Annotated in this window: 30 protein-coding genes; 25 read left to right on the forward strand and 5 right to left on the reverse strand. The window is 37.6% G+C overall.

The window, feature by feature from the left end; genetic code table 11:
* The first annotated feature begins 22 nt into the window (after positions 1–22).
* The 11 genes from M3175_RS01990 to M3175_RS02040 all read left to right on the forward strand — a co-directional run bounded on the left by M3175_RS01990 (position 23) and on the right by M3175_RS02040 (position 10,195).
* Positions 23–1,294, forward strand: coding sequence for a peptidase U32 family protein (locus tag M3175_RS01990; RefSeq protein WP_251514108.1), 1,272 nt, complete (start codon positions 23–25; stop codon positions 1,292–1,294).
* A 6-nt stretch (positions 1,295–1,300) separates the two neighbouring features.
* Positions 1,301–1,936, forward strand: a complete 636-nt coding sequence (gene udk / locus M3175_RS01995) for a uridine kinase (RefSeq protein ID WP_251514110.1) — start codon at positions 1,301–1,303, stop codon at positions 1,934–1,936.
* Between the two features lie 169 nt (positions 1,937–2,105).
* Entirely contained in the window at positions 2,106–2,582 is a 477-nt protein-coding gene (gene greA, locus M3175_RS02000) for a transcription elongation factor GreA (RefSeq protein ID WP_251514112.1), read from the forward strand.
* A 54-nt stretch (positions 2,583–2,636) separates the two neighbouring features.
* Positions 2,637–4,415: a peptidoglycan D,D-transpeptidase FtsI family protein gene (locus M3175_RS02005; protein WP_251514114.1), complete on the forward strand. Its 1,779-nt coding sequence runs from the start codon at positions 2,637–2,639 to the stop codon at positions 4,413–4,415.
* 107 nt (positions 4,416–4,522) lie between these two features.
* On the forward strand, positions 4,523–5,182 hold the full coding sequence (locus M3175_RS02010; protein WP_306663934.1) for a YrrS family protein: 660 nt from the start codon (positions 4,523–4,525) through the stop codon (positions 5,180–5,182).
* 24 nt (positions 5,183–5,206) lie between these two features.
* A complete protein-coding gene (gene mtnN / locus M3175_RS02015) occupies positions 5,207–5,905 on the forward strand; it encodes a 5'-methylthioadenosine/S-adenosylhomocysteine nucleosidase (RefSeq protein WP_251514118.1) in 699 nt (232 codons plus the stop codon).
* A 93-nt stretch (positions 5,906–5,998) separates the two neighbouring features.
* Positions 5,999–6,250, forward strand: coding sequence for a YrhC family protein (locus M3175_RS02020; protein WP_251514120.1), 252 nt, complete (start codon positions 5,999–6,001; stop codon positions 6,248–6,250).
* 341 nt (positions 6,251–6,591) lie between these two features.
* Complete coding sequence (locus tag M3175_RS02025) at positions 6,592–6,732, forward strand: YrzI family small protein (protein ID WP_251514121.1); 141 nt, start codon at positions 6,592–6,594, stop codon at positions 6,730–6,732.
* A gap of 565 nt (positions 6,733–7,297) precedes the next feature.
* The gene (gene sigK / locus M3175_RS02030) at positions 7,298–8,023 is read left to right on the forward strand and encodes an RNA polymerase sporulation sigma factor SigK (protein WP_251514123.1); all 726 of its coding nucleotides are present in this window, start codon (positions 7,298–7,300) and stop codon (positions 8,021–8,023) included.
* A gap of 124 nt (positions 8,024–8,147) precedes the next feature.
* Positions 8,148–8,291, forward strand: coding sequence for a hypothetical protein (locus tag M3175_RS02035; protein ID WP_198158769.1), 144 nt, complete (start codon positions 8,148–8,150; stop codon positions 8,289–8,291).
* Positions 8,292–8,398: 107 nt separating this feature from the next.
* Positions 8,399–10,195: a M3 family oligoendopeptidase gene (locus tag M3175_RS02040; protein WP_251514125.1), complete on the forward strand. Its 1,797-nt coding sequence runs from the start codon at positions 8,399–8,401 to the stop codon at positions 10,193–10,195.
* 33 nt (positions 10,196–10,228) lie between these two features.
* Here the strand turns inward: M3175_RS02040 and pssA are convergent, their stop codons facing one another.
* A complete protein-coding gene (pssA, locus tag M3175_RS02045) occupies positions 10,229–10,768 on the reverse strand; it encodes a CDP-diacylglycerol--serine O-phosphatidyltransferase (protein WP_251514127.1) in 540 nt (179 codons plus the stop codon).
* Positions 10,769–10,885: 117 nt separating this feature from the next.
* Here pssA and M3175_RS02050 point away from each other — a divergent pair, with 117 nt between their 5' ends.
* The gene (locus M3175_RS02050) at positions 10,886–11,671 is read left to right on the forward strand and encodes a phosphatidylserine decarboxylase (protein ID WP_251514128.1); all 786 of its coding nucleotides are present in this window, start codon (positions 10,886–10,888) and stop codon (positions 11,669–11,671) included.
* Between the two features lie 44 nt (positions 11,672–11,715).
* Here the strand turns inward: M3175_RS02050 and M3175_RS02055 are convergent, their stop codons facing one another.
* Positions 11,716–11,850 carry a sporulation histidine kinase inhibitor Sda gene (locus M3175_RS02055; RefSeq protein WP_119709206.1) on the reverse strand — a complete coding sequence of 45 codons (135 nt, stop codon included), beginning with the start codon at positions 11,848–11,850 and terminating at the stop codon, positions 11,716–11,718.
* A 279-nt stretch (positions 11,851–12,129) separates the two neighbouring features.
* Between M3175_RS02055 and M3175_RS02060 the strand changes: the two genes are divergently transcribed.
* From M3175_RS02060 to M3175_RS02095, 8 genes are all read left to right on the forward strand, one after another.
* Positions 12,130–12,645, forward strand: a complete 516-nt coding sequence (locus M3175_RS02060; protein ID WP_251514130.1) for a YqeG family HAD IIIA-type phosphatase — start codon at positions 12,130–12,132, stop codon at positions 12,643–12,645.
* A complete protein-coding gene (gene yqeH, locus M3175_RS02065) occupies positions 12,633–13,751 on the forward strand; it encodes a ribosome biogenesis GTPase YqeH (protein ID WP_251514131.1) in 1,119 nt (372 codons plus the stop codon). Before M3175_RS02060 ends, yqeH begins: the two co-directional genes overlap by 13 nt.
* Before the next feature lie 74 nt (positions 13,752–13,825).
* Positions 13,826–14,656: a shikimate dehydrogenase gene (gene aroE, locus M3175_RS02070; protein ID WP_251514133.1), complete on the forward strand. Its 831-nt coding sequence runs from the start codon at positions 13,826–13,828 to the stop codon at positions 14,654–14,656.
* Between the two features lie 2 nt (positions 14,657–14,658).
* On the forward strand, positions 14,659–14,949 hold the full coding sequence (yhbY, locus tag M3175_RS02075; RefSeq protein WP_251514135.1) for a ribosome assembly RNA-binding protein YhbY: 291 nt from the start codon (positions 14,659–14,661) through the stop codon (positions 14,947–14,949).
* 15 nt (positions 14,950–14,964) lie between these two features.
* Positions 14,965–15,552: a nicotinate-nucleotide adenylyltransferase gene (locus M3175_RS02080; protein WP_251514136.1), complete on the forward strand. Its 588-nt coding sequence runs from the start codon at positions 14,965–14,967 to the stop codon at positions 15,550–15,552.
* Positions 15,521–16,087 carry a bis(5'-nucleosyl)-tetraphosphatase (symmetrical) YqeK gene (yqeK, locus tag M3175_RS02085; RefSeq protein ID WP_251514138.1) on the forward strand — a complete coding sequence of 189 codons (567 nt, stop codon included), beginning with the start codon at positions 15,521–15,523 and terminating at the stop codon, positions 16,085–16,087. Before M3175_RS02080 ends, yqeK begins: the two co-directional genes overlap by 32 nt.
* 4 nt (positions 16,088–16,091) lie before the next feature.
* Positions 16,092–16,448 carry a ribosome silencing factor gene (gene rsfS / locus M3175_RS02090; protein ID WP_251514140.1) on the forward strand — a complete coding sequence of 119 codons (357 nt, stop codon included), beginning with the start codon at positions 16,092–16,094 and terminating at the stop codon, positions 16,446–16,448.
* On the forward strand, positions 16,445–17,191 hold the full coding sequence (locus M3175_RS02095; protein ID WP_251514142.1) for a class I SAM-dependent DNA methyltransferase: 747 nt from the start codon (positions 16,445–16,447) through the stop codon (positions 17,189–17,191). The genes rsfS and M3175_RS02095 overlap by 4 nt, the downstream gene beginning before the upstream one ends.
* Positions 17,192–17,244: 53 nt before the next feature.
* Here the strand turns inward: M3175_RS02095 and comER are convergent, their stop codons facing one another.
* Entirely contained in the window at positions 17,245–18,084 is an 840-nt protein-coding gene (gene comER / locus M3175_RS02100; protein ID WP_251514143.1) for a late competence protein ComER, read from the reverse strand.
* Between the two features lie 85 nt (positions 18,085–18,169).
* On the opposite strand from comER, the gene M3175_RS02105 reads away from it, so the two are divergent.
* The 3 genes from M3175_RS02105 (at position 18,170) to M3175_RS02115 (ending at position 21,715) form a co-directional block, all read left to right on the forward strand.
* Complete coding sequence (locus tag M3175_RS02105) at positions 18,170–18,796, forward strand: helix-hairpin-helix domain-containing protein (RefSeq protein WP_251514145.1); 627 nt, start codon at positions 18,170–18,172, stop codon at positions 18,794–18,796.
* A gap of 66 nt (positions 18,797–18,862) precedes the next feature.
* Positions 18,863–19,360, forward strand: a complete 498-nt coding sequence (locus tag M3175_RS02110; RefSeq protein WP_251514146.1) for a ComE operon protein 2 — start codon at positions 18,863–18,865, stop codon at positions 19,358–19,360.
* A gap of 36 nt (positions 19,361–19,396) precedes the next feature.
* On the forward strand, positions 19,397–21,715 hold the full coding sequence (locus M3175_RS02115; RefSeq protein ID WP_251514147.1) for a DNA internalization-related competence protein ComEC/Rec2: 2,319 nt from the start codon (positions 19,397–19,399) through the stop codon (positions 21,713–21,715).
* Positions 21,716–21,762: 47 nt separating this feature from the next.
* Here M3175_RS02115 and M3175_RS02120 read toward each other — a convergent pair whose 3' ends face one another.
* On the reverse strand, positions 21,763–21,897 hold the full coding sequence (locus tag M3175_RS02120; RefSeq protein WP_084361972.1) for a YqzM family protein: 135 nt from the start codon (positions 21,895–21,897) through the stop codon (positions 21,763–21,765).
* 299 nt (positions 21,898–22,196) lie between these two features.
* On the opposite strand from M3175_RS02120, the gene holA reads away from it, so the two are divergent.
* Positions 22,197–23,219, forward strand: a complete 1,023-nt coding sequence (gene holA / locus M3175_RS02125) for a DNA polymerase III subunit delta (RefSeq protein ID WP_251514149.1) — start codon at positions 22,197–22,199, stop codon at positions 23,217–23,219.
* A gap of 57 nt (positions 23,220–23,276) precedes the next feature.
* Here holA and rpsT read toward each other — a convergent pair whose 3' ends face one another.
* Entirely contained in the window at positions 23,277–23,543 is a 267-nt protein-coding gene (gene rpsT / locus M3175_RS02130) for a 30S ribosomal protein S20 (protein WP_251514151.1), read from the reverse strand.
* Between the two features lie 226 nt (positions 23,544–23,769).
* Between rpsT and gpr the strand changes: the two genes are divergently transcribed.
* Positions 23,770–24,894, forward strand: coding sequence for a GPR endopeptidase (gene gpr / locus M3175_RS02135; RefSeq protein ID WP_251515244.1), 1,125 nt, complete (start codon positions 23,770–23,772; stop codon positions 24,892–24,894).
* Positions 24,895–24,954 lie beyond the last annotated feature (60 nt).

Genomic DNA, 24,954 nt, shown 5'->3' on the forward strand with positions numbered 1-24,954 from the left:
CATGTGTTAAGGAGGGAATAAGATGTCTATCGTATTAAACGATAAAATTTCACAGATTGTGAATGGAAAGCGAGTAATTGTAAAAAAACCTGAATTACTTGCACCTGCTGGAAATCTAGAGAAATTAAAAATTGCTGTCCAATACGGGGCAGATGCTGTATTTATCGGTGGGCAAGAGTACGGACTTCGCTCAAACGCAGGAAACTTTACTTTTGATGAAATGAAAGAGGGAGTAGAGTTTGCTAAGAAATATGGTGCCAAGATTTATGTAACAACAAATATTTTTGCGCATAATGAGAATATAGATGGATTAGAAGATTATATTCTTGGTTTAAAAGGGGCTGGGGTTGCAGGTATTATTGTTGCTGATCCTCTTATTATAGAAACATGCCGTCGATTAGCGCCTGAAATTGAAGTGCATTTAAGTACACAACAGTCTTTATCCAATTGGAAAGCAGTCCAATTCTGGAAGGAAGAAGGATTAGAGCGTGTGGTACTTGCGCGTGAAACTAGTGCGGAAGAAATTAAAGAAATGAAAGAGAAAGTGGATATCGAAATTGAAACTTTCATCCATGGTGCAATGTGTATTGCCTACTCTGGACGCTGTACATTAAGTAATCATATGACAGCTCGAGATTCAAACCGTGGTGGTTGCTGCCAGTCTTGTCGATGGGATTATGACTTGTATACACTTGATCAACAAAATGAAGTAGCTCAATTTAGCGAGGGCGATGCACCGTTTGCGATGAGCCCTAAGGATCTTAAGTTAATTGAGTCGATTCCACAAATGATTGAGCTCGGTATCGATAGTTTGAAAATCGAAGGTCGTATGAAATCTATTCACTATGTGGCAACAGTTGTTAGTGTGTACCGTAAAGTGATTGATGCTTATTGTGCAGACCCTGAGAACTTTGTCATTCAGAAAGAATGGTTAGAAGAACTTGATAAATGTGCTAACCGAGATACGGCTCCAGCTTTCTTTGAAGGAGTTCCTGGGTATAAAGAGCAGATGTTTGGAAATCATAGCAAAAAGACAACTTTTGACTTTGCTGGATTGGTGTTAGACTATGATGCGGAAACTCAAATGGTAACACTTCAGCAACGTAACTACTTTAAACCTGGTCAAGAAGTAGAGTTTTTTGGACCTGAAATCGAGAACTTTACAACGGTCATTGAAAAAATTTGGGATGAGGATGGCAATGAGCTAGATACGGCAAGACATCCAATGCAAATCGTAAAGTTCAAGTTAGACAAGCCGGTTTACCCAAACAACATGATGCGGAAGGAGATTTAAACTAGCATGAATCGCAAACCCGTTGTTATTGGTGTAGCCGGTGGCTCCGGCTCCGGGAAAACGAGCGTAACAAAATCTATATACGAGTCGTTTAAAGGGCATTCAATTTTAATGCTCGAGCAAGATTTTTATTATAAAGACCAATCGCATTTACCTTTTGAAGAGCGTCTAAAGACGAATTATGACCATCCGCTAGCATTTGACAATGATTTACTAATTGAGCATATTGAGAGTCTTCTCCGCTATGAAGCGATTGAGAAGCCTGTGTATGACTACAGTGTTCATACCCGTTCAAATGATGTCATCCATGTGGAGCCTAAGGATGTCATTATCCTTGAAGGGATTCTCGTATTAGAAGACGAAAGACTTCGTAACTTAATGGATATTAAGTTATACGTAGATACAGATGCGGACCTTCGTATTATTAGAAGATTGGTAAGAGATATAAAAGAACGCGAGCGTTCAATGGATTCAGTCATTGAGCAGTATGTTAATGTGGTGAGGCCAATGCATAATCAGTTTATTGAACCAACGAAGCGTTATGCAGATATTATTATCCCTGAAGGTGGCCATAATTTTGTCGCAATTGATTTGATGGTGACAAAAATTCAAACAATTCTTGAACAAAAATCATTTTTATGAAACAATAAAAAGCAGTAATGCAAATGTTTCCCAAAATAAGTCCCGTTGGACGTTTCATGCGCGCCCTTTTCATAAGGACGCGCTCCTATGCATTTACCGTAAGATATAACTACATAAGAAGAATACACAATCTATTTGGGGGTTGTGAAACTAGAAGGAGTGAAGGGTCTTGGCAACAGAAAAGGTTTTCCCGATGACTTTAGCTGGTAAAGAAAAATTAGAGCAAGAATTAGAACATTTAAAATCAGTAAAACGTAAAGAAGTCGTAGAGCGTATTAAAATTGCTCGTAGCTTCGGAGACTTATCTGAGAACTCAGAGTATGACTCAGCAAAAGAAGAACAAGCATTTGTTGAAGGTCGTATTACAACGATTGAAAATATGATAAGAAATGCAAAGATTATTAAAGAGGATGAGTTGGCTACCGATGCGGTTGCATTAGGTCGTTCTGTTACGTTTGTTGAGCTTCCTGGAGGCGATGAGGAAACGTATTCAATCGTTGGAAGTGCAGAAGCAGATCCATTTGAAGGCAAAATCTCAAACGATTCTCCAATTGCCAAAAGCTTGATGGGTAAGAAGGTTGGAGATGAAGTAACGGTTCAAACGCCTGGTGGAGAAATGAATGTTCGTATTACAAATATTAAGTAAATTGGTTTGAAATAAGAAAACCTCGTCAACACTTTTGACGAGGTGTTTTTTATTATGTGGAGAAAACGGGCAGTGGTATGGTTAATTTTTTGTATAACAGCAATTAGTCTCTTAATAGGAAGGCTTGTCCAAGTGCAGCTCGTTTCAACAGAAAACTTTACCAAACATAACGTTAATCTTCTTGAGGCAAGTGTCGTTCAACGCTCACAGCAAATGGTGATTGACAATGGAAGAGGCGGGTTTCTTGATCGAAATGGGGAGTCACTTGTTCACCGAAAGATTCCGGTTCTCATCCTCTTTCCTTTTTTAAAGAATATGGAATGGGATAGTGAACAGATCGCTGAAATAATAAATGTTCCTGTGGAATCAATTGAATACAGAGTGAAACAAGCGGAAGATCCTTTCGCCTATGGTGATCCCAATCCATTGAAACTAACAGATGCACAAATGGAGCAAATTAATGCTTTGAAAATACCAGGTGTGTTTGCCGTTGAACGAAAGTACTCGCTAACTGAGTATCCAGCTGAGCAACTTATCGGTATTACGGGACAAAATACAGCTGAATTACAAAAACGATATCCTGATAAAGACTTACTAGAACAGACTGTGATCGGGTTAACCGGTTTAGAAAAAAGCTTTGATGAATTTTTGCTTCCTGATGGAAATTCCAAGCTTATCTACCATGTTGATGCTAAGGGTGGACCGCTGTTTGGAATTGATGTAAAATACGTCGAACCAGCCAATCCTTTTTATCCAGTCAATATTAAGACAACGATAGATAAAGATATTCAGGAAATGGCTGAAAATCTAGTTGATCAATATCAAATTAGTAAAGGGGGACTTGTCCTTCTAGACTTAGAAACAAACTCGGTCCTTGCTATGGTATCTAAACCTTCCATTAACAAGCAAAAACCGTTTGAGGAAGGATCAAATGGTCTGAAAAATATGATGATTTCTGAGCAAATTGTTGGTTCTGTTTTTAAAACGGTAGTGGCTGGAGCTGCCATTGATTATGAACTTGACGATCCCACTCGAATGTATGATTGTAGTAAAAAAATTAATGGTCAACCGGACTTAGTGTATGATCATGGAATGTTAAACTTTACGGATAGCTTTGCAAGAAGTTGTAACAATACTTTTGGAACGATTGCAAAGGAATTAAAGGAAATAGACCCTAACATACTCGAGGAGTACGCGAACAAATTATCTCTTGTAGGTTCTGTCGGGTGGAATGGTGATATCTATCATTTCTCTGATTTTAAGCAACTTCAAGAAGAACAACAAGGCCGTGTGTTTTTATCAGAGGATGCTAAAAATGATAAAAATTTTGTTGCTTTGACAGGAATCGGTCAGCATGAGGTACGTGCTACACCACTTGCCGTTGCCAATATGATGGGGACGATTGCAAAAGGTGGAGTAAGGGAGAGCGTCAGAGTTGTTTCAGAAGTGGAGTACAAAAACGGGAATTCGCTACTGCCATTCGAAAAGCAAGCTCTTTCTGGTGAATCCATTTCTCCTTATACAGCAATGAAGCTTCAAAAATTATTGCGTGAAGTGGTTGTAAATGAAAATGGAACGGGTAGATGGTTTCAAGAACTGCCATATGCCGTTGCTGGGAAATCAGGAACAGCTGAAACAGGAATTTTTAAAGATGAGAAACAATTGCATAATAAATGGTTTGCTGGTTATTTCCCATACGATAACCCCAAATACGCTTTAGTAACAGTAAATTTAGGTGTTTATGGAGATGAAGGAGGAGTAAACGGATTATTTGCTGATATGGTAAAAAATATATATAACATTGATCATAATGAGTCTCTGTCGAAACGTTAATGTATTTGTAACGTGATTGTCCTTTTCGATTTCCCGGTTAAATGGTAGAATGTATAGCGAGTTCGCTCTTAAAAGGATGATCAAAAGAGGTCTAGGAGGTTCGTATGATGCAAGATGATTTTCAACAATCAAGGTTTAATCAAAGGTCGAAGCGTCGTAAAACAAATCTGATTTTAAATGGTCTCATTGGAATAGTATTGGTTTTGATTATTGTTGTTTCCGGGGTTATTTTTTTGGGAAACGATGATAAAGCTACGACACAAAAAGAGCAGGAACAAAGCTTAGAAGCATCAAATGAAGTGAATGAAGGAGAAGAGTCTTCAAACGAAGAGACAGCAGGATCTGACTCAGAAACGAATGAGGACTCTTCATCTACTGACTCTTCGTCCTCAAATGAAGAGTCTAGTGAGGAAGCTAGCTCTAATGATAACGAAGAGGCAATTGTGACAGAAGGCGGGGCGGATTCTAACGTAGTTAAGACCATTGTTAACCCAAATTGGGAGCCAGTTGGAACAAGCCAAACAGGTGAACATACAAGCGTGTATAGCGGTGTGGATTGGGATGAAATGGTTTCTGCTATTGAATATGCCACTGGATTGTCAAAGGATAATATGACAATCAAGTTTCTTGGAAATGATGGTCATAATAAATCAAAAGGAACCGTCTTTTCAAAGGACAGAACCCAAATTTATCGCGTTTCCATTGAGTGGGTGGAAGGCAAAGGTTGGAAGCCTACTTTAGTGGAAGAACTAGCGTTGATAGAATAAAACAATAGAGAGAGGTCTTTATAAGTGAAAATCGCAATTATTGGTGCAATGGAAGAAGAAGTAGCTTTATTACGAGAGAAGATCAGCAATCGAGAACAACAAACAATTGCTGGTTGTGAGTTTACTACAGGTCATATGGATGGCGCTGAGGTAATCCTACTGCGCTCTGGAATAGGGAAAGTAAATGCAGCAATGTCCACAACGATTCTATTAGATAGATTTAAGCCTGATTATGTTATTAACACAGGCTCAGCAGGAGGCTTTCATCCTGATTTAAATGTAGGTGATGTTGTTATCTCTTCTGAGGTACGCCATCATGATGTAGACGTTACAGCATTTGGATATGAGTATGGTCAAGTCCCGCAGCTTCCTGCAGCGTTTGAGGCCAATTCCGGGCTTGTTGAGATTGCAGAAGCAGCTGCACAGGAAATTGGTAGTGTGCAAGTTGTGAAAGGATTAATCGCAACGGGCGATTCTTTTATGAATGATCCAAAGCGTGTGGATGCAATCCGTGATAAATTTCTTGATCTGCAGGCGGTTGAAATGGAAGCAGCTGCTATTGCCCAAGTTTCCTATCAATTTGGGATTCCATTTGTTATCATACGTTCACTTTCTGATATCGCTGGAAAAGAATCAGATGTTTCTTTTGAACAATATTTAGAAAAAGCAGCACTTCATTCAGCCTCTTTGGTTATGAAAATCGTTGAAAAGATCAAAGGCTGATTGAATAACCTTAGAAAAATTGCTATTAATTACATCCTCACTAACACAGCTTTCTATGATAAAGTAGTTTCATAGAACAAGAGAAGGTTGCAGGTGAGTGTAGTGAAAGATAGCAGCAAAGGAAAAATGCTTGAAGAGAAAATGATTGACTTTAAAAGATTTGCGGTTGTATTACTTGCCGTAGGAAGCTTTTTTTACCTAGGTGTTATCATTCCATCAGGTGAAAAGGTGCTAACCGATCTATATATTATGATGTGCTCATCTATGCTGTTTTTATCAGGTTCTATTTACTTTTTTACTTTATCGAAGCAAATAAAAACAAAGCTTGATGACATAAATGAATAGAAAAACAGCTCTCAGCTAGCCTGAGGGCTGTTTTTTTTGAAATTATTAAAAATAGGGGTTTACAGAAGTGGTAATAGTGGATATAATTACCACTGTAAGCAATAATTTCTAAAAAGGAGGTCGAGTGAAATGATTAAATTATTTGTAGCAACTGAAAAGAAAACAACTAAATGTTTCACGCATTCGACCATTAGGAATGGATTGCTTAAGTAAATGTGAACCTAACTTATGCCATTTCAAAGCCGCATGGAGAATGTACTCTTGCGGCTTTTTATATGCCTAAAAGTCGCAGGGGGATCTCTGCGGCTTTTTTGTGTGCAAAAATAAAGGAGGTGATAGATATGACACTGAATATATTATTCTTAACAGTGACGATTAAAAAACGTAACGTGTCAGCTGCTGAATTTGAACGAGCAGAACAGGCAAAAAAACATTATGAAGCTACTCGCGATCGTATGCTTTCCATTCAACGATTATTTTAAAGTATGGTTAATAACAAAACTAAAAAATAAAGAAAGGTGGGAATGAAGATGATTTATTTCATGCAAGATCGTAAGGCAGTTTTATGGGTGGAGAAAGATACCACCTAACGAGTTTGTGGTGAGGAGGGGAATTCGATGTTCCTCCGTGTATTGTTGCTGTCTCTAGAAATGTATCGCATAAGAAAACTAAAGTAGAGTTCTTCCCCCGGAGAAATCTCTTAGTATAAAAGTGACTTAGTGCATTTTGAAGGCTTCATAAGTAACAAAATGTTCACATCCATTCGCCATTTTGATCTGAATTATATGGTACATTCGAAGTAACAAAAGGGTGAGAAGGGGTGGTAACATGTTTGCAATTGTTATGGGTTTAATTATATGCGGATCTGTAGGTTGTATAATTGCTGCCGAAGTTTCCGTAGAATAGAAGCTTAAAACACCGACCAACGCTGTCGGTGTTTTTTTAAAATTAATTCTATTTAAATATAATTAAGTGGGACAGACAAATACGACCACCTCTCTTCATAGGTATTAACATGGGGAAAGTCCTGAAAGTGGGGTGGAATAAATGTCAGGTATATTGACTGCACTTAGTTATTTAGTAAAGGAAATTGTGTTTTTAGTTTCCTATGTTAAAAATAATGCATTTCCACAACCTTTATCATCGTCGGATGAGAAGAAATATTTACGATTGATGGCAGATGGTGATGCTCACGCTCGTAATATGCTTATTGAACATAATCTTCGTCTCGTCGCTCATATCGTCAAAAAATTTGAGAATACGGGGGAAGATTCAGAGGATTTAATCTCCATTGGAACAATTGGATTAATTAAAGCCATTGAAAGCTATTCAGAAGGGAAAGGAACAAAGCTAGCTACGTATGCGGCCCGCTGTATAGAAAATGAAATTCTTATGCATTTACGGGCTTTGAAAAAGACAAAAAAAGATGTGTCCCTACACGACCCAATTGGTCAGGATAAAGAAGGCAACGAGATATCATTAATTGATGTCTTGAAATCAGAATCTGAGGATGTCATAGAGACCATTCAACTAAATATGGAGCTTGAAAAGGTAAAAGAATTTATTGACGTGCTGGATGATAGGGAAAAGGAAGTAATCGTTGGTCGATTTGGTCTCGATTTAAAAAAGGAAAAAACGCAGAGAGAGATTGCGAAAGAATTAGGCATATCAAGAAGCTATGTTTCAAGAATTGAAAAAAGAGCATTGATGAAGATGTTTCATGAATTTTATCGAGCAGAGAAGGAAAAGCGAAAGCGTGATTCACAAAGTTAGAAGGTAACGGGCATAGAGAAAATCTATGCCTATATGTATGTAGGGAAAGTCCGCACCTGCCTACACCAATATGGACAATGAACATACATTGTTTAGTAGGATATAGTGTAAAGGAGGGTAAAAAATGCCATACGGTTATCCTTATCCATATGCTTATCAAGCACCATATTATGGTGGCGGTGGAATAGCTTTAGCACTGCTTATCGTTTTGTTCGTACTGTTGCTCATATTCGGGGGTTGGTGGTATTTTACTGGTTATCGATATTAATCTTTGGACCCATCATCTTGATGGGTCTTTCGTATTTCGAAACTTTTCGTGGAGTTTTCGGAAAAATAAATTTATAATGAAATAGACATTGATGAGGAGGGGTATGAATGACAAAAAGAAGTAATTATCATGATGTATGGGACCTTGACGTGTTTTTTTCAGGGGGAAGTTCCTCTCAAGCATTTGTTAATCACATACATAGCTCAATAGAAGAGGTTAAAAAGTTTAGAAGTAGGGTTACAGACTGGCAACCATCAAATAAAATAGAAGATCAAGAACAAATTGTAGAAATCGTTGAATTCTTTCAAAGAGTGGCGAAAAAGATCCGCCAGGCAGGGGCATTTGTTAGCTGTTTACATGCACAAAATACAAACGATAAAAATGTTGGCGGACTTCGTGGGCAAGTAACTGAACTAAGTGCGAGTTTACAAAATGCTCTCACCGTTTTTGATCAAAAATTAACTACATACGACGATCAAATTTGGAAAGAGCTGCTGCAGGGAGAGGCTCTACATCCATTGCAGTTTGTGTTACTTGAAAGACGGATCCATGCATTAGAGAGACTTTCTCAGGAAGAAGAAACAATCATTAATGCATTAAGCATTGACGGCTATCATGGATGGGGGCAATTATATGATACGATCGTTGGTACGATTAAAGTTCCGTTTAAAGATGGAAACGAAACAAAAGAGTTATCAGTTGGGCAGGCAGCTAATAAGTTCGCGCATCCTGATCATGAGGTAAGAAAATCCATCTTTGAAGGCTGGGAGCAATCATGGTCTGATAAAGCAGAGTTCTTGTCAAAAACTCTCAATCATCTTGCCGGATTTCGATTAAACACATACAAGCTTCGTGGATGGGAAGATGTGTTAAAGGAGCCTTTACAAATCAATCGTATGCAGAAGAAAACATTAGATATGATGTGGCAGGTTATTGCCGATGCCAAAGCCCCTTTTGTAACATTTTTAGAGAGAAAAGCAAAGTTACTAGGGAAGGATAAATTAAGTTGGTATGACTTAGATGCACCTATCGGTCAAGTAGAATCAAAGGTTTCTTATGAAGAGGGTGCCGAATTTATTATTGAGCATTTTTCACGCTTTGGAAAAGAAATGACTGAGTTTGCAAGAAAGGCATTTGAACAGAAATGGATTGAAGCTGAAGATCGCCCTGGAAAAGCACCTGGTGGTTTTCATACCTTTTTCCCTGAGAGCAATCAGTCAAGAATATTTATGACGTTTTCAGGTACCCCTTCCAATGTTTCAACTCTTGCACATGAATTAGGCCACGGCTTTCATACATATGCGATGAGAGGTCAGCATTATTTAAATAGAAATTATGCGATGAATGTTGCAGAAACAGCCTCGACCTTTGCTGAGATGATCGTAGCAGATGCTGCTGTCAAACAAGCGGAGAACCCAGAGGAAAAATTAGCGTTATTAGAGGATAAAATACAGCGTTCAGTAGCATTATTAATGAATATACACGCTCGCTTTCTATTTGAAACACGCTTCTATGAGGAAAGAAAAAATGGAGTCGTAGGAACAGATCGTTTAAATCAGTTAATGAAAGAAGCACAGGAAGAGGCGTATGGTGGGGCACTTGCTGAATATCATCCTTTGTTCTGGGCCTCTAAGCTCCATTTCTTTATCACAGGTGTTCCTTTTTATAATTTTCCTTACACATTTGGTTATTTATTCTCTTTAGGAATTTATGCAAAGGCAATAGAAGAAGGAGAAGGCTATGAGGAAAAGTACATTGCTCTATTAAAGGATACGGCATCTATGTCAGTAGAGGAATTAGCTTGGAAGCATTTGAATGTTGATTTAACAAAGCCTGATTTTTGGGAAAAAGCAGTACAACAATGTGTAGCTGATGTTGAGGAATTTTTATCGTTAACTAAATGAGACAATATAGACACGGCTATTATATGGCTGTGTCTATATTTTTTTTAATTTGAAAGGACTAACCATGAAAAAAGAAAGAATAATAATGAAAAAGAGGAACATCTCAGGAAGTAGGAACGGGAGCATAAGGTAGCTAAAAGTCAATAAGCAGCCGGCAGCTGTAATCGGTAAACCCGTAAAATAGCTTTGATTCTCACTGATATTAAAGCGTGCAAGCCGAAATGCCCCACAGGCGATATAAAAAATCGTAAAAAATGTTCCAGGAAAGTCAAACTCAAATAATATTCCTTGATAAATCAATAGTGCAGGTGCAACACCAAATGATATAATATCACTCATGGAATCTAATTGTTTGCCAAGCTCTGATTCAATATGAAGTTTTCGGGCAACCATTCCATCAAATCGGTCAACGAAAGCGGCAATGAAAATTAATAAAAGGCTCAATTCTAAATTACCTTTAAGGCTCTCAATCACTGCGAATCCACCAAGAAAGAGGTTGATGAAAGTTAAAAGATTGGCCGTTTGAATTCTTAATTTTTTAAGCGTTTGATCGAGTACGTTTAATAAAAACAAATACGCCTCACCCCTATATTAAAATGGATAAAAAACATCTTAATTATATGTAATGATTGGTTATCTTGTTTTATTCATTTATTATGTGAGAATTTTCCCATAACGGAGGTTAATCCATTGTTTCAGCCCATTTATCGTTTTATGATTGAATTAACCAATGGCAAATGGTCATCATTGCTGTTGAAGAGATTTGCTACATCAAATATCAGTCGTTATGTTGTTCCTCACTTCTCAAGAATCTATCGAATCAATACGGAGGAAATGGAAGGAGATCTTAAGGGATTTTCTACACTTCATGAATTCTTTATACGAAAGCTGAGGAAAGGGAGTAGACCGATAGATCAGGACGTGCAAGCTGTTTCTAGTCCAGTGGATGCGGTCCTTGAGGAAGTTGGCCCAATTTCAGAACAGAAATTAATTGAGGTGAAGGGGAAAACATACTCGATTTCAGAGATGCTAGGTAATGATGCACTTTTACAGAAATACATACATGGGACCTTTATGGTTTTGTACTTAAGCCCGAGTCATTACCATCGTATTCATAGTCCTGTAGCAGGAAGGATTACAGCTAGTTGGACTCTTGGAAAGAAATCATATCCAGTCAATTCACTTGGGTTAAAGTATGGAAAAAGTACACTTTCGAAAAATTATCGGACAGTGACCGAAATTCAGCATCATACCGGTCATATAGCAGTGGTGAAGGTGGGAGCCATGTTCGTGAATTCCATTGAAGTTACACATAAGAATGAACAGGTAGAAAAAGGGCAGGAACTCGCATATTTTACATTTGGATCAACAGTCGTTTTACTGTTTGAGAAAGACTCCCTTCAATCAACATTAGAAAAATCGCTTCCATTTCCTATTAAAGTGGGGGAAAGAATTGCGTTATTAAAAGAGACATGATATTGTTTTGTGAGCGCAAAGAAAAAAGCCCCACAAAGGGCTTATTAGACAATGATTTTGTGAGTTAATGAACGACGGTGAATTTCTGTCTCAATTAGATAAATAAAATCTTTGCTTAGTTGTAATTCTCTTGCTTTAAAATACGATTCAACAAGCAAGTCATCCGATAATTTACGCAATGGAAATCACACCTTTCTTTTCTTGAGAATGGTTCTAATGCATAGTGATTCATCATAAAATGTAGGCTATGTAGCTGTACTCCTACTCTATCAAAATAAACAAAACAGAACAACCGTTCTGTTATCCACAAGTTGTGGTGGATAACTTGTGATTAATTTGTTTATAAAAGAGTAATTCCTTTTTATGACAGTGTGAGTTTTGTGCATAAAGTTATCCACAGTGTTGAAGGAACGTGAAATTTGTCGAAAAATTTTCATCAATTTAATGAGGTGTAAGAAATGCTTAAAAAGTTTTTGCCAGATCAGCATGTCAAAAGTATATTTGATATTACTCCCGAAAGTCTAAAGGAAAAGGGAGCAAAGGCGATCATAACTGATTTAGATAACACTCTTGTCGAATGGGATCGACCAAATGCAACACCGAACCTTATCAAATGGTTTGAGGAAATGAAAAAACACAATATTCTAGTGACCATTGTGTCTAATAATAATGAAGGAAGAGTGAAAGCTTTTTCTGATCCGCTGAATATTCCTTTTATTTTTCAAGCTCGTAAGCCTATGGCAAGAGCCTTTAAAAAGGCTATGATGCAAATGGGAACATCTAAGGAAGAAACGGTGGTTATCGGAGACCAGCTGCTTACAGATGTTCTGGGTGGTAATCGCAGTGGATTACACACCATTCTTGTTGTACCTGTTGCCTCAACAGATGGATTTGTGACAAAGTTTAATCGACTGGTTGAGCGTAGAATATTGAATTGGTTCCGTAAAAAAGGAATGATTGTATGGGAGGATTAAGTTTGAGTGAACAGTTTTCGTGTATAGGCTGTGGAGTAAATATACAAACAGAGGATAAGGACGCTTTAGGCTATGCGCCTTCATCCGCACTGGAAAAGGAAGTTATTATTTGCCAACGCTGCTTTCGTTTAAAACACTACAATGAGATTCAGGACGTTAGTTTAACAGATGATGACTTCCTAAAAATTCTAAATGGATTATCTCAAACCGATGCACTTATTGTAAAAATTGTCGATATTTTTGACTTTAACGGTAGCTGGTTACCGGGGCTACATCGTTTTGTAGGGAAGAATAAAATACTGCTTGTTGGAAATAAGGTGGACCTTCTACCTCACTCTGTAAAGCCAAATAAAGTTATTCAATGGATGAAGCGAGAATCTAAAAAACTAGGTTTGCATCCAGAAGATGTGTTTTTAGTGAGTGCACATAAAGGTCATTTTGTTCGTGAAGTAGCGGAAGCAATTGACGAATATCGAAATGGCAAAGATGTATATGTAGTAGGTTGTACAAATGTTGGGAAATCCACATTTATTAATCGTATCCTTAAGGAAGTATCAGGAGAAGGGGATGTCATTACCACTTCTCATTTTCCAGGAACGACTCTTGATATTATTGAGATTCCACTTTCTGACGGTAAGCATCTTATCGATACGCCAGGAATCATTAATCATCACCAAATGGCTCATTTCGTGAGTAAACAGGATTTGAAAGTTATTACTCCCAAAAAGGAAATAAAGCCAAAAGTCTTTCAATTGAACGAAGGACAAACTTTATTTTTCGGAGGACTTGCACGATTTGATTTTATTAGTGGAGGAAGACAATCATTTGTTTGTCATTTTTCTAATGAAATTAATATTCATCGTACAAAACTTGATCATGCCGATGAATTATACCAAAAGCATGTGGGTGACATGCTCTCACCTCCAAGAACAGATGAATTGGAAGAATTTCCACCACTCGTTCGCCATGAATTTATGATTAAAGAAGAAAAAACAGATATCGTGTTTTCTGGTCTGGGCTGGATAACGGTAAACGAACCAGGAGTGAAGATTGCAGCGTATGTCCCTAAGGGTGTCCATGCAATGATTAGAAAATCACTTATATAATTTAGCTATTTGAGTAAATCAGCTTGATCAACCTCATGAAGTACTCTAGGCTACAACAAGGGAGAGGGAATTTTTTGAAAAAGCTGTATGCGGTAATAGGGGATCCAATCGCTCATTCTATGTCACCTGCCATGCACAATGATTTATTTGGCTACTATGATATAGATGCTCATTATCAGGCGCTTCATGTGAGAAAAGAAGACTTACAGAAAGCCGTCATAGGGTTAAAAGCGATTCAAATTAGTGGGTTTAATGTGACTGTTCCACATAAGGTCGATATCCTTCCGATGCTTGATCGCTTAGATCCATTAGCAAAAGCCATCGGTGCAGTTAATACAGTGGTAAATGAGGATGGCGAACTTGTTGGTTACAACACAGATGGGGAAGGATCAGTAAAAGGAATTATGAATATTATTCCAGATCTTTTTAACCACCGAATCCTTATCGTTGGAGCTGGTGGGGCTGCAAGAGCTATTTATTTTACTTTAGCTTCAATGGGGATTAAAAATATAGATGTTACCAATCGTACGAGTGAAAAAGCAGCAGAATTAATCGCTCAATGTCCATATACAGTTAACTCTAGCGTATTACTTCGTGAGGAAGCTGAGAAAGATTTGGGCGAGTACGATATTATCATTCAAACCACATCAATAGGTATGGCGCCGGATGTAGAATGCCAACCGCTTTCTTTACATAACTTAAAAGAAAATAGTTTTGTAAGTGATATTATATACAACCCACTTGAAACTCTATTTTTGCGTTCTGCAAAAGAAAATGGGGCTCATACGCAAAATGGAATTGATATGTTCGTTCTACAAGGAGCATTAGCATTTAAAAAATGGACTGGAATTTTTCCGGACCAAAAAAGAATGGAAAAATTGGTTTTAAACCGATTAGGAGGATAAGGATGTTAACTGGTAAGCAGAAAAGATTTTTACGTTCGAAAGCACATCATCTAAACCCTATTTTTCAAGTAGGTAAAGGTGGAGTGAATGATAATATGATTAAACAAATCAATGAGGCGTTAGAGGTTAGAGAGCTTCTGAAAGTAAGTGTGCTACAGAATTGTGATGAGGACAAAGATGAAGTAGCAGAAAAGTTATCGTCAGGCTGTAAGGCAGAGCTGGTTCAAGTAATTGGATCAACCATTGTTCTATATAAAGAGTCTGAGGAAAATAAACAATTACAGCTTCCTTAACTAGAGGAGGTCCTTATGAGGAAAATTGGAATTTTAGGGGGAACCTTTGATCCGCCCCACAATGGACATCTGCTTATTGCAAACGAGGTCTTAGAATTCATAGGGCTAAATGAAATATGGTTTTTACCCAATTCAAAGCCACCGCATAAATCAACAAGTGGGACGAGCACGATCGATCGAGTGAACATGCTTGAAAAGGCAGTATGTGATCATGCACAGTTTAAAGTGGAGAAGATAGAGTTGGAGCGAAGTGGTCCGTCCTATACGTATGACACAATGAAACTTCTGCAGGAAAAAAATGATGGTACAGAGTTTTATTTTATTATCGGGGCAGATATGGTTGAATATTTACCAAAATGGTACAAGATTGATGATTTAATTAAACTTGTTACTTTTGTCGGAGTTCAAAGACCAGAACACGTATTGCAGACAAGTTACCCGGTTCTCTATCTAGATATTCCGGAATTTGCCGTCTCTTCTAGTTTAATAAGAGAAAGAGTAAAGAATGGGAATACTATTCATTATCTTACCCCTGACTCCGTCATACAATATATAAAGGAGCATCAGTTATATGGATCGAGCGAAAGCGTTAGAGATTGTTAAAGAGCAATTAACCGACCATCGTTACCAGCATACACTAGGGGTAGAAGAAACCGCGGTAAAGCTAGCAAAAAAATATGGTGCAAATGAGAAACAAGCAGAGTTGGCAGCGATTTTTCATGATTATGCTAAGTTTCGTCCCAAGGAGGAGATGAAGCAAATCATCCTTCGTGAAAAAATGCCAGAGGAACTGCTTTCCTATAACAGCGAACTTTGGCATGCTCCAGTAGGCGCGTATTTAGTGGAGAATGAAGTCGGAATTCGTGATCATGAAGTGCTTGAGGCAATCCGTTACCACACCTCTGGTAGACCGCACATGTCATTACTTGAAAGAATCATTTATGTAGCTGATTACATTGAGCCAGGAAGGCAATTTCCAGGTGTCGATGAGGTCAGAGAAGTAGCAGATAGGAATTTGAATGAAGCATTGTTACTTTCTATTCAAAATTCAATTATATTCTTAATTAAAAAGAAACGAGCAGTTTTTCCATTAACGCTCCAAACGTATAACTATTTCATTCATTTAAAGGAGGACTGATTGGATGACCAATCGTCAATTATTAGAAACATCAGTAAAGGCTGCTGATGATAAGCGCGCAGAGGATATTGTTGTATTAAATATGCAGGGCATTTCACTAATTTCTGATTACTTTATTATTTGCCACGGAAACTCTGATAAGCAGGTTCAAGCGATTGCCAGAGAAATGAAGGAAAAGGCAATGGAAAATGGCTATATTGTAAAGAGAATGGAAGGCTTCGACGAGGCAAGATGGATCCTTCTTGATTTAGGGGATGTTGTGGCTCATATATTCCATAAAGACGAAAGAAGTTACTATAACCTTGAGCGTTTATGGGGTGATGCACCAATAGAAAATATGGAAAGTGTTCTCACTCAATGACGTATGGGAAATTTGCCTACCTTTATGATGAATTAATGAAGGATGTACCGTATGATGAATGGGTTTCTATCGTAACGGAAAAGTGGAGCAAGTACGAATGTAAGGGAAAAAAACTATTAGATTTAGCCTGTGGTACGGGTGAGTTATCTGTGCGCTTTGCAAAAGCTGGATTCGAAGTGACAGGTGTCGATTTATCAGCGGACATGCTAACGGTAGCGCAAATGAAAGCAGCAACTAACGGGCTTAAGCTTCCTTTTTATCAACAAAATATGGTTGAACTTGACTTATATGAACGTTTCGATGTAATCGGGATATTTTGTGATTCCTTAAATTATCTACAGACGGAAGAAGAAGTAATTGAAACGTTTGCGAAAATTTATGACTTACTTGATGAGGATGGATTTTTTATATTTGATGTACATTCCGTTCATAAAATCATGAATATATTTATGAATCAAACGTTTACTCATGATGAGGAGGATATTTGTTATATTTGGAATTGTTTTCAAGGAGACTATCCTCTTAGTATTGAACATGAACTTACATTTTTTGTCCAGGATGATGAAAGCGGGAAATATGACCGTTATGATGAGTTTCATAGTCAGAGAACATTTCCGGTAGAAGTGTATAAAAATTGGTTAGAAGCAAGCGGCTTGTATGTAACAGATATCTTCTCTGATTTTATGGACGATTTATCATCCGAGGGAGAAAGAATCTTTTTTATCGCTAAAAAACAGGCATGAGAAAAAGGCTGATTGAAAATAATCAGCCTTTTTTTAAATTGTTGCAGGAATCATTATTTCTTTAGAGAATTATTTAAAGGGAACTGTTTTTGTGATTCAATCAAATCTTCTTCGAACTTTGTATGAGTTGCTTGAAATAAGTGCTCAAACACATCTCCAAGCTCTGCATCCAACACTTTAATTCCTTCCCATGTGACTCCGCCCTTAACACAAACTTTTTGCTGTAGGGTTGGAAGTGTGTAAAATCCTTTTCGTAGCAATTCCCCAAGCCCAATTAACATTTCACTAGCAAGTGTCGTTGCGGTTTCTTTATCTATTTTAGTTTCTGCTACGGCTGCATCAATGAATTTTTGCGTTAAGTAACTGAAAAAGGCTGGTCCACAACTAACGATATCTGAGCCTACCCTTGTAATATCTTCGTTAATGGAGACCGGCGTGGAAATGGCTTCAAACAGTTGAAGTAACTTATCCTTCCATTCCCCCGTACAGCTATCACCAAACGTTAGTAGAGATACACCTGCTAATGCCCTGTTGGTAATACTTGGTATTGCTCTCGCCACTGAACAGTCGACCACCGATTCAATTTGATTAACACTAATAGGACTCGTGATGGAAACAACACATTTCTCTGGCAATAAAAATGGTTTGATTTCCATTAATACCTTATGGATGTCTTTTGGTTTTATGCATAAGAACAGGATATCTGATACTCTTGCTACGCTTTTAGCATCAGAAAGTACGGCGATGTCATTATACACTGCTTTTATATTCATTGCTTTACTTAGCGTTCGATTTGTCACATTCATAAAAGAAGGGGAAATGGCTTTTCCATCAATAAGTGCCTCAATTAAGATCCTCCCCATATTCCCTGTACCAATCACTCCGATTTTCAATGTACTTCCCTCCTTCACAAAGCAAGCATTCTCATATAAAAGTATGTAAATAAATTTGTGAATATGCCAAGAAAGGAGTAACAAGATGATTGACTCTGTAAAGAAGTATAAATGGTTTATTGTTGGGTCTTCTGTGATCACCATTGTAATACTAATTTATGCCCGTGGTCTTGTATATGACAAAGAGGAGGAAACTGAATGGACGATTCCGAGTGAAGAAGAACAAGCTCCGGAAGTGTCCGAAGAAAGGCTTGTTCCGGAACCAGATGTAAAGAATTTAGTAGATGTAAAAGGAGCGGTAGAGAATCCTGGTGTGTACGAAGTGATGCTAGATGAAAGGGTGATCGATGTTATTGAAAAGGCTGGAGGATTAAAGGAAGGAGCGGACGAGACAAAGATTAACTTTGCTGGGCGGGTAACAGATGAAATGGTATTGTATATACCTATAATAGGCGAGGAAGGAGGAAGTATGATTGTGTCTGCCGGTTCTAGTTCTACCTCTACTAGTCAAGGAGCTGACAAAATCAATATTAATAAGGCGACATCTGATGAATTGCAAACTCTCCCAGGGATTGGACCGTCTAAAGCGGAAGCGATTATATCCTATCGGGAAGATAGCGGATTATTTCAAACGATTGATGATTTGAAGCTTGTTACAGGGATTGGTGATAAGACATTTGAAAAACTGCAGGAACTGATCATTGTTAAATAACAGCATTGACTAAAATCGACAATTTCCCTTAGACTAGTAGAAAATGAGAAATGTGGAGTGGGGAATATGAGCAATCATCGTTTAACATGGGATCAATACTTTATGCTAAATGCACATCTGATAAGTATGAGAAGCACATGTAATCGACTAAATGTAGGGTCGGTATTAGTGAAGAATAATCGAATCATTTCAACTGGCTATAATGGGGGAATTAGTGGAGATGATCACTGCCTTGATGCGGGCTGTTACGTCGTTGATAATCACTGTCTTCGCTGTTTGCATGCCGAAGAAAATGCGATTCTTCAGTGTGCACTTGAAGGAGTTTCCACAAAGGGAAGTCAAATCTATGTGACTCATTTTCCTTGTATCCATTGTATGAAAAAGATATTACAAGCGGGTATTACAAAAATTTATTATACGCATGATTATAAAAATCATGAATATTGCTATCATCTTCTTCGCATAAGCAACGTGGAAGCGATAAAGCTAGAAATGGATATTGAAAATGAGCTTAACAATAAAAACGATAGTTCTGGGCGTTTAAGTTGGAATTTTCAAGAATAATATACCTTGATTCAAACACGATTCGGGGGTGATATCTTGCAAGAAAGATGGATCTATTTTGCATTAGCTTCTTTACTTGCTCTGGTTACTGCTTTTCAGACCCAAGTTGTTGTCAAGGTCTCACTCTTTTTATTTTTGATCTTATTTTTGTGTTATAAGCGCTTCTCCAAAAGAAATATTTTTATCATTTTTTTGATTGTCCTTGTTTTCTATACGAAGGCAAGGATTGATATAAACAGAAATGAATCTGTTTTTCAAGGGAGTGAGACCCAGTTTGTTGTTTCGTTTCAAGATGAAGTAAAGCTTAATGGAAGTCTACTAAGTGGTTATGGAAAAGACACAACCGGAGAAAGGCTATTAATTAAATACCGAATGAAATCCGAAAAGGAAAAATCCAGATTAAATGAGGAGAGACTTCTTGGGTATTCTTGTCAGCTAACAGGTAGCTTAAAAGCTGTGAATGGACAAACCAATCCAAATGCTTTTGATTACCAATCCTACTTAAATCATCAACACATTCATTGGCAGTTAGTCGTTGATCGATGGAGCGATTGTGAAGAACATAAGGGACCTATTCTAATTGTAAAAAAACAAAGGCAAAGAGCAATTGAATTATTGGAATCTTATTTTCCAGAATCCGTCGCTTCCTTGGCCAGTGCCCTATTGTTTGGGGAGAGACAGATAATTGATCCATCCTTAGAAAAAGCGTATCAAAAACTTGGTATTATCCATTTATTAGCTATTTCTGGAGCGAATGTTGCTCTTTACGTAAGCATCATCCATTATATTGGTGTGCGTTTAGGAGTGACAAGAGAACGCATGATTGTCGTCCTTCTTCTCTATCTACCAGTCTTTGTTTATTTGTCAGGAGCCTCTCCTCCTGTGTTTCGAGCAGCGATGATGATGTTTCTTTTTTTGTTCCTTCGACTTGTATCACAGTCAACCTTGTCCAGACTAGATATTTGCAGTATCATATTCATGGTTTATACATTTTTTTCACCTTACCTCCTTTTTGATGTTGGGTTTCAACTGTCCTTTAGTGTGACCTTCTCCTTACTTCTTTCCACCAAAGGATTATTAAAGCCTTCTAAATTCCTCTTAATAAAAGCGTCATTTATTTCCCAACTAAGTTCTCTCCCTATTGTCCTCTATCATTTTTATGAATTTTCTTTGTTGTCATTGTTAGCAAACCTCGTTTATATTCCCATTTTCTCTATAATCATAAACCCGGTTTTTATCACTCTGTTTTTTTTGTTATTCATTTTTGGGAAACCTATTTCATTTATGATTAAACCAATGGATTTTCTCATTACCTCAATGAACCAATTAACCGTTTGGCTAGCTTCGTTTCCATTCCAAACAGTCACAATTGGCCGCCCCTCTCAATGGATAATACTTGTCCTTATATGCACTATCATTTATTTATTCTACAAATGGGAGACAGGTAAGACTAGGAAAAGACAACTGATTTCAATCCTTCCTTTATTATTTACCCTTGCTTTCTCTTACTACTTGTCACATTATTCTTTCTCAGGGCAAATCACGTTTGTTGATGTTGGGCAAGGAGACAGTATCGTTATTCAAAATGGTTTTCATAAAAAAACGTATGTAATTGATACGGGAGGAACTGTGTCTTTTCATGAGGAAGAATGGGAAAAGCCAAGGAATCCTTTTGAAGTTGGAAATGATATTCTCGTCCCCTTTTTAAAAGGAAAAGGAGTTAGTACGATCGATAAGTTAATATTAACGCATGGTGATATGGATCATATTGGAGGAGCAAGGTCTGTGCTCGAAACAATGAGAGTGGAAGAATTAATCCTGCCTTATGTTACGAATCGTTCTAATTTGGAAAATGAAATCATTCAATTGGCTAAAGAAAAGAAAACTACCGTCATATTTGTAAAGGATGGAATGAGTTGGAAAGAAAATGGATCCTCTTTTAAAATCGTTAATCCAATCATTGAACAAGACGATAGGAACGATAATTCGGTGGTGATTCATGTAAAGATAGGAGGGTTATTTTGGTTGTTTACAGGAGATTTAGGTGAGGAAGGAGAAGAAAGGTTATTGAGGGAGTATCCTACCTTACGAGTGGATGTGTTAAAGATAGGACATCATGGCAGCAAAAGCTCGACCTCTGCTACGCTTCTTCAGGCCTATCAGCCGAAGGTGGCAGTAATATCTGTAGGGGAGACCAACCGATTTGGGCATCCGCATCAAGAAGTTTTGGATCGGTTAAAGGAAAGAAATATAAAAATTTTTCGTACGGATAAGGATGGTGCGATAAGTTACACTTTTCAAAATGGGATAGGAACCTTTTCTAAACATATCCCATATGATGTAACAAACCCATAAAAAAGAGACTGCAGTAGCAGTCTCCTTATGTTTTATGTAGCACAACATTATGCCCCTACGAGTTTAATGACAGTTGCAATGATAAATAAAGTTGCAAAAAAACCGAAGGAAACGATGAACCCTACACCAGAATCAACGGCGTCATTACGTTTACTTTGCACATTTTTCTCAAATTCGTTCACAACTACCCCTCCTAATCAATCTTAGTATAAGCGATTTCATAAAAAAAATCTACCGATCCTCTGTTTCTTTTCCTTGCTTGTCAGTCATTGTCACAAATACTTTTTTGATGTACGGTAACAATAATGTATACAACGGGGGTTATCGCTGTAAAAGGAGTATCCTAGGCCTCTTTCTTCAGCGTTTCTATAGATGGGAATTGGTCAGGAGATTGATCAATTCCCTTTAAAATGCTTGTCAAATCCTTGATCCTTCATTAGGATAAATAAGTAACCTATTTTCCTGAACGGAGCGAGGAAAAGTGATTTTTGATTTATGGAAGCAAATTAAGAGGAAAGAATTTTCTCCTATTTACGTATTGTATGGAACAGAATCGTTTCTAATAAATGAAACAAAGCAGCTTTTTATACAAAATGTTTTGGGTGAAGATGAAAGTGATTTTAATCTATCCACCTATGATTTAGAAGAGATATCGATTGAAGTGGCATTAGAGGATGCCGAAACAATCCCATTCTTAGGGGATAAAAGGCTGATATTTTTAAATAACCCAGGGTTCTTAACGGCTGAAAAAACGAAAGATAAAGTGGAACATCAGCTAGGAAGACTAGAACAATACATGAAGGAACCGTCTCCTTATTCAATTGTTGTGATGGTAGCGCCATATGAAAAGCTGGACGAACGAAAAAAGCTAACAAAAGAATTAAAGAGAACAGCTGTTGTGGCAGAGGCAAAGAAACTTGGAGAACACGAACTAAAGAATTGGATTGTTCAAAGAGCTAAGACAAATGGAACAAGTATAGATGATGAGGCAGTAGAGCGGATGCTCGCATTAGCTGGGACGAATCTATTTTTATTAACCTCAGAAGTAGACAAGCTTAGCTTATACTGTAATGAGACAAAACAAATTGATGCTGAAACAGTAGAGAAGCTCGTGTCACGCTCTCTTGAACAAAATATATTTGCACTTGTTGATAAAGTTGTGCATCGAAAAATAGACGAGGCATTACGTATTTATTATGATTTATTAAGGCAAAACGAAGAACCGCTCAAAATCTTAGCGATTATTGCAGGGCAGTTCCGTTTAATTTACCAGGTAAAGGAATTAGCAAGACGTGGATACGGTCAGCAGCAAATGGGAGGGTATTTAAAAGTACATCCATTCCGTGTGAAACTAGCTGCAGGACAAGCGATGCAATTTAGTGATGAAGAGCTAACAAAAATTATGAAAATGTTAGCAGATGCTGATTATCAAGCGAAAACAGGTGGTATGAAGAAGGAGCTTCTTATCGAAATGTTCTTATTTCATTTACATTCTGGTTCATAAATCAAAAAAAGCTAGATCCGATAAGGATCTAGCTTTTTATCTATGAGTAGCAAAAAATTAAGAGTTTAATGAGTTTAATTTCTTCATTAAACGAGACTTTTTGCGAGCAGCAGCATTTTTATGGATAAGACCTTTTGCTGCAGCTTTGTCAAGTTTACTTGCAGCAAGAGCAAAGCTCTCTTGTGCAGTAGTAGCGTCACCGTTTACGATAGCTGATTCTACTTTCTTAACAGCAGTACGTGTTGCAGATTTCACCATCGTGTTACGTGCATTACGCTCTTCGCTTGTTTTCACGCGCTTGATTGCAGATTTAATATTTGGCATTCTTTTCACCTCCTACAAAGCATCGAGTTTATATACTCGACAATCACCATTCATTAATTTACGTAAATTAAGAACAAAACACATTTTATCATTCGGTGAATACTATTGCAATACTTTTCAATGGAAATATATCCATCGATATCACTTGATTTGAATGGTTTTATTTAGAAAAGGAAATAATAGTTGCTAGTTTATGATCTAATTTGACGAAAGAGAGGGGCTTATGATGAAAGAATCAATAGATTTGAGTAAATATTCCATCCGCACCGATTTGGCAGTAGAGGCAAGGGAGATGGTGATTGCAAGCAGGGGGAACAATGTAACAGATGAACAAGATCTCTCTAATATACATGGTGTGGTTATTAAAGAAAAGGAAGAGAACGGAATCAAGCTATCGTTGGTAGAAGTGTCGAAGGAAGGAGAGAAAGAGCTAAATAAAAAAGCTGGAAAGTATTTAACCATCGAAGTACAAGGAATTAGACAGCAGGACACTGATTTACAAAAAAAGGTTGAAGAAACGTTTGCGAGAGAATTCTCTCATTTTATAAGTGGACTAGGAATAAATAAAGATGCATCTTGCCTTGTAGTTGGCTTAGGGAATTGGAATGTTACTCCTGATGCTCTGGGGCCCCAGGTGTGTGAAAATCTATTAGTTACGCGACATTTATATCAATTAAGTCCTGAGAGTGTGGACGAAGGATATCGCCCAGTAAGTGCGTTAGCTCCTGGTGTGATGGGCTTAACTGGTATAGAAACAAGTGACATTATTATGGGAGTGGTTGAAAAAACGAAGCCTGACTTTGTCATCGCTATTGACGCGTTAGCTTCACGATCCATTGAGAGGGTCAATTCCACGGTCCAAATATCTAATACAGGAATACATCCAGGATCTGGGGTTGGGAATAAGCGTAAAGAGCTTAGTGAAGAAACATTAGGAATACCAGTGATCGCAGTGGGTGTACCAACAGTGGTGGATGCGGTTTCTATTACAAGTGATACGATTGATTTTATTTTAAAGCATTTTGGACGGGAGCTTAAAGAAGGAAATCGACCTTCTAGGGCATTAGCACCAGCAGGAATGACTTTTGGTGAGAAGAAAAAATTGACTGACGAAGATATGCCTGAAGAGCATCACCGAAATACTTTTCTTGGAATGATTGGTACTTTAGAAGAAGAAGAAAAAAGAAGATTAATTCATGAAGTATTATCTCCGCTAGGACATAATTTGATGGTAACGCCAAAGGAAGTGGATGTATTTATTGAAGATATGTCCAATTTAATTGCAAATGGATTAAATGCAGCTTTGCATGATGCCGTAAACCAAGATAATGCAGGTTTCTATACTAGATAGAGATCGTCAAAATTTATTGTTCTACCTTCTCTAGTAAGTACATATCATTTACTAGACTAG

Source organism: Robertmurraya korlensis (assembly GCF_023715225.1).
Classification (GTDB): Bacteria; Bacillota; Bacilli; order Bacillales; family Cytobacillaceae; genus Robertmurraya_A.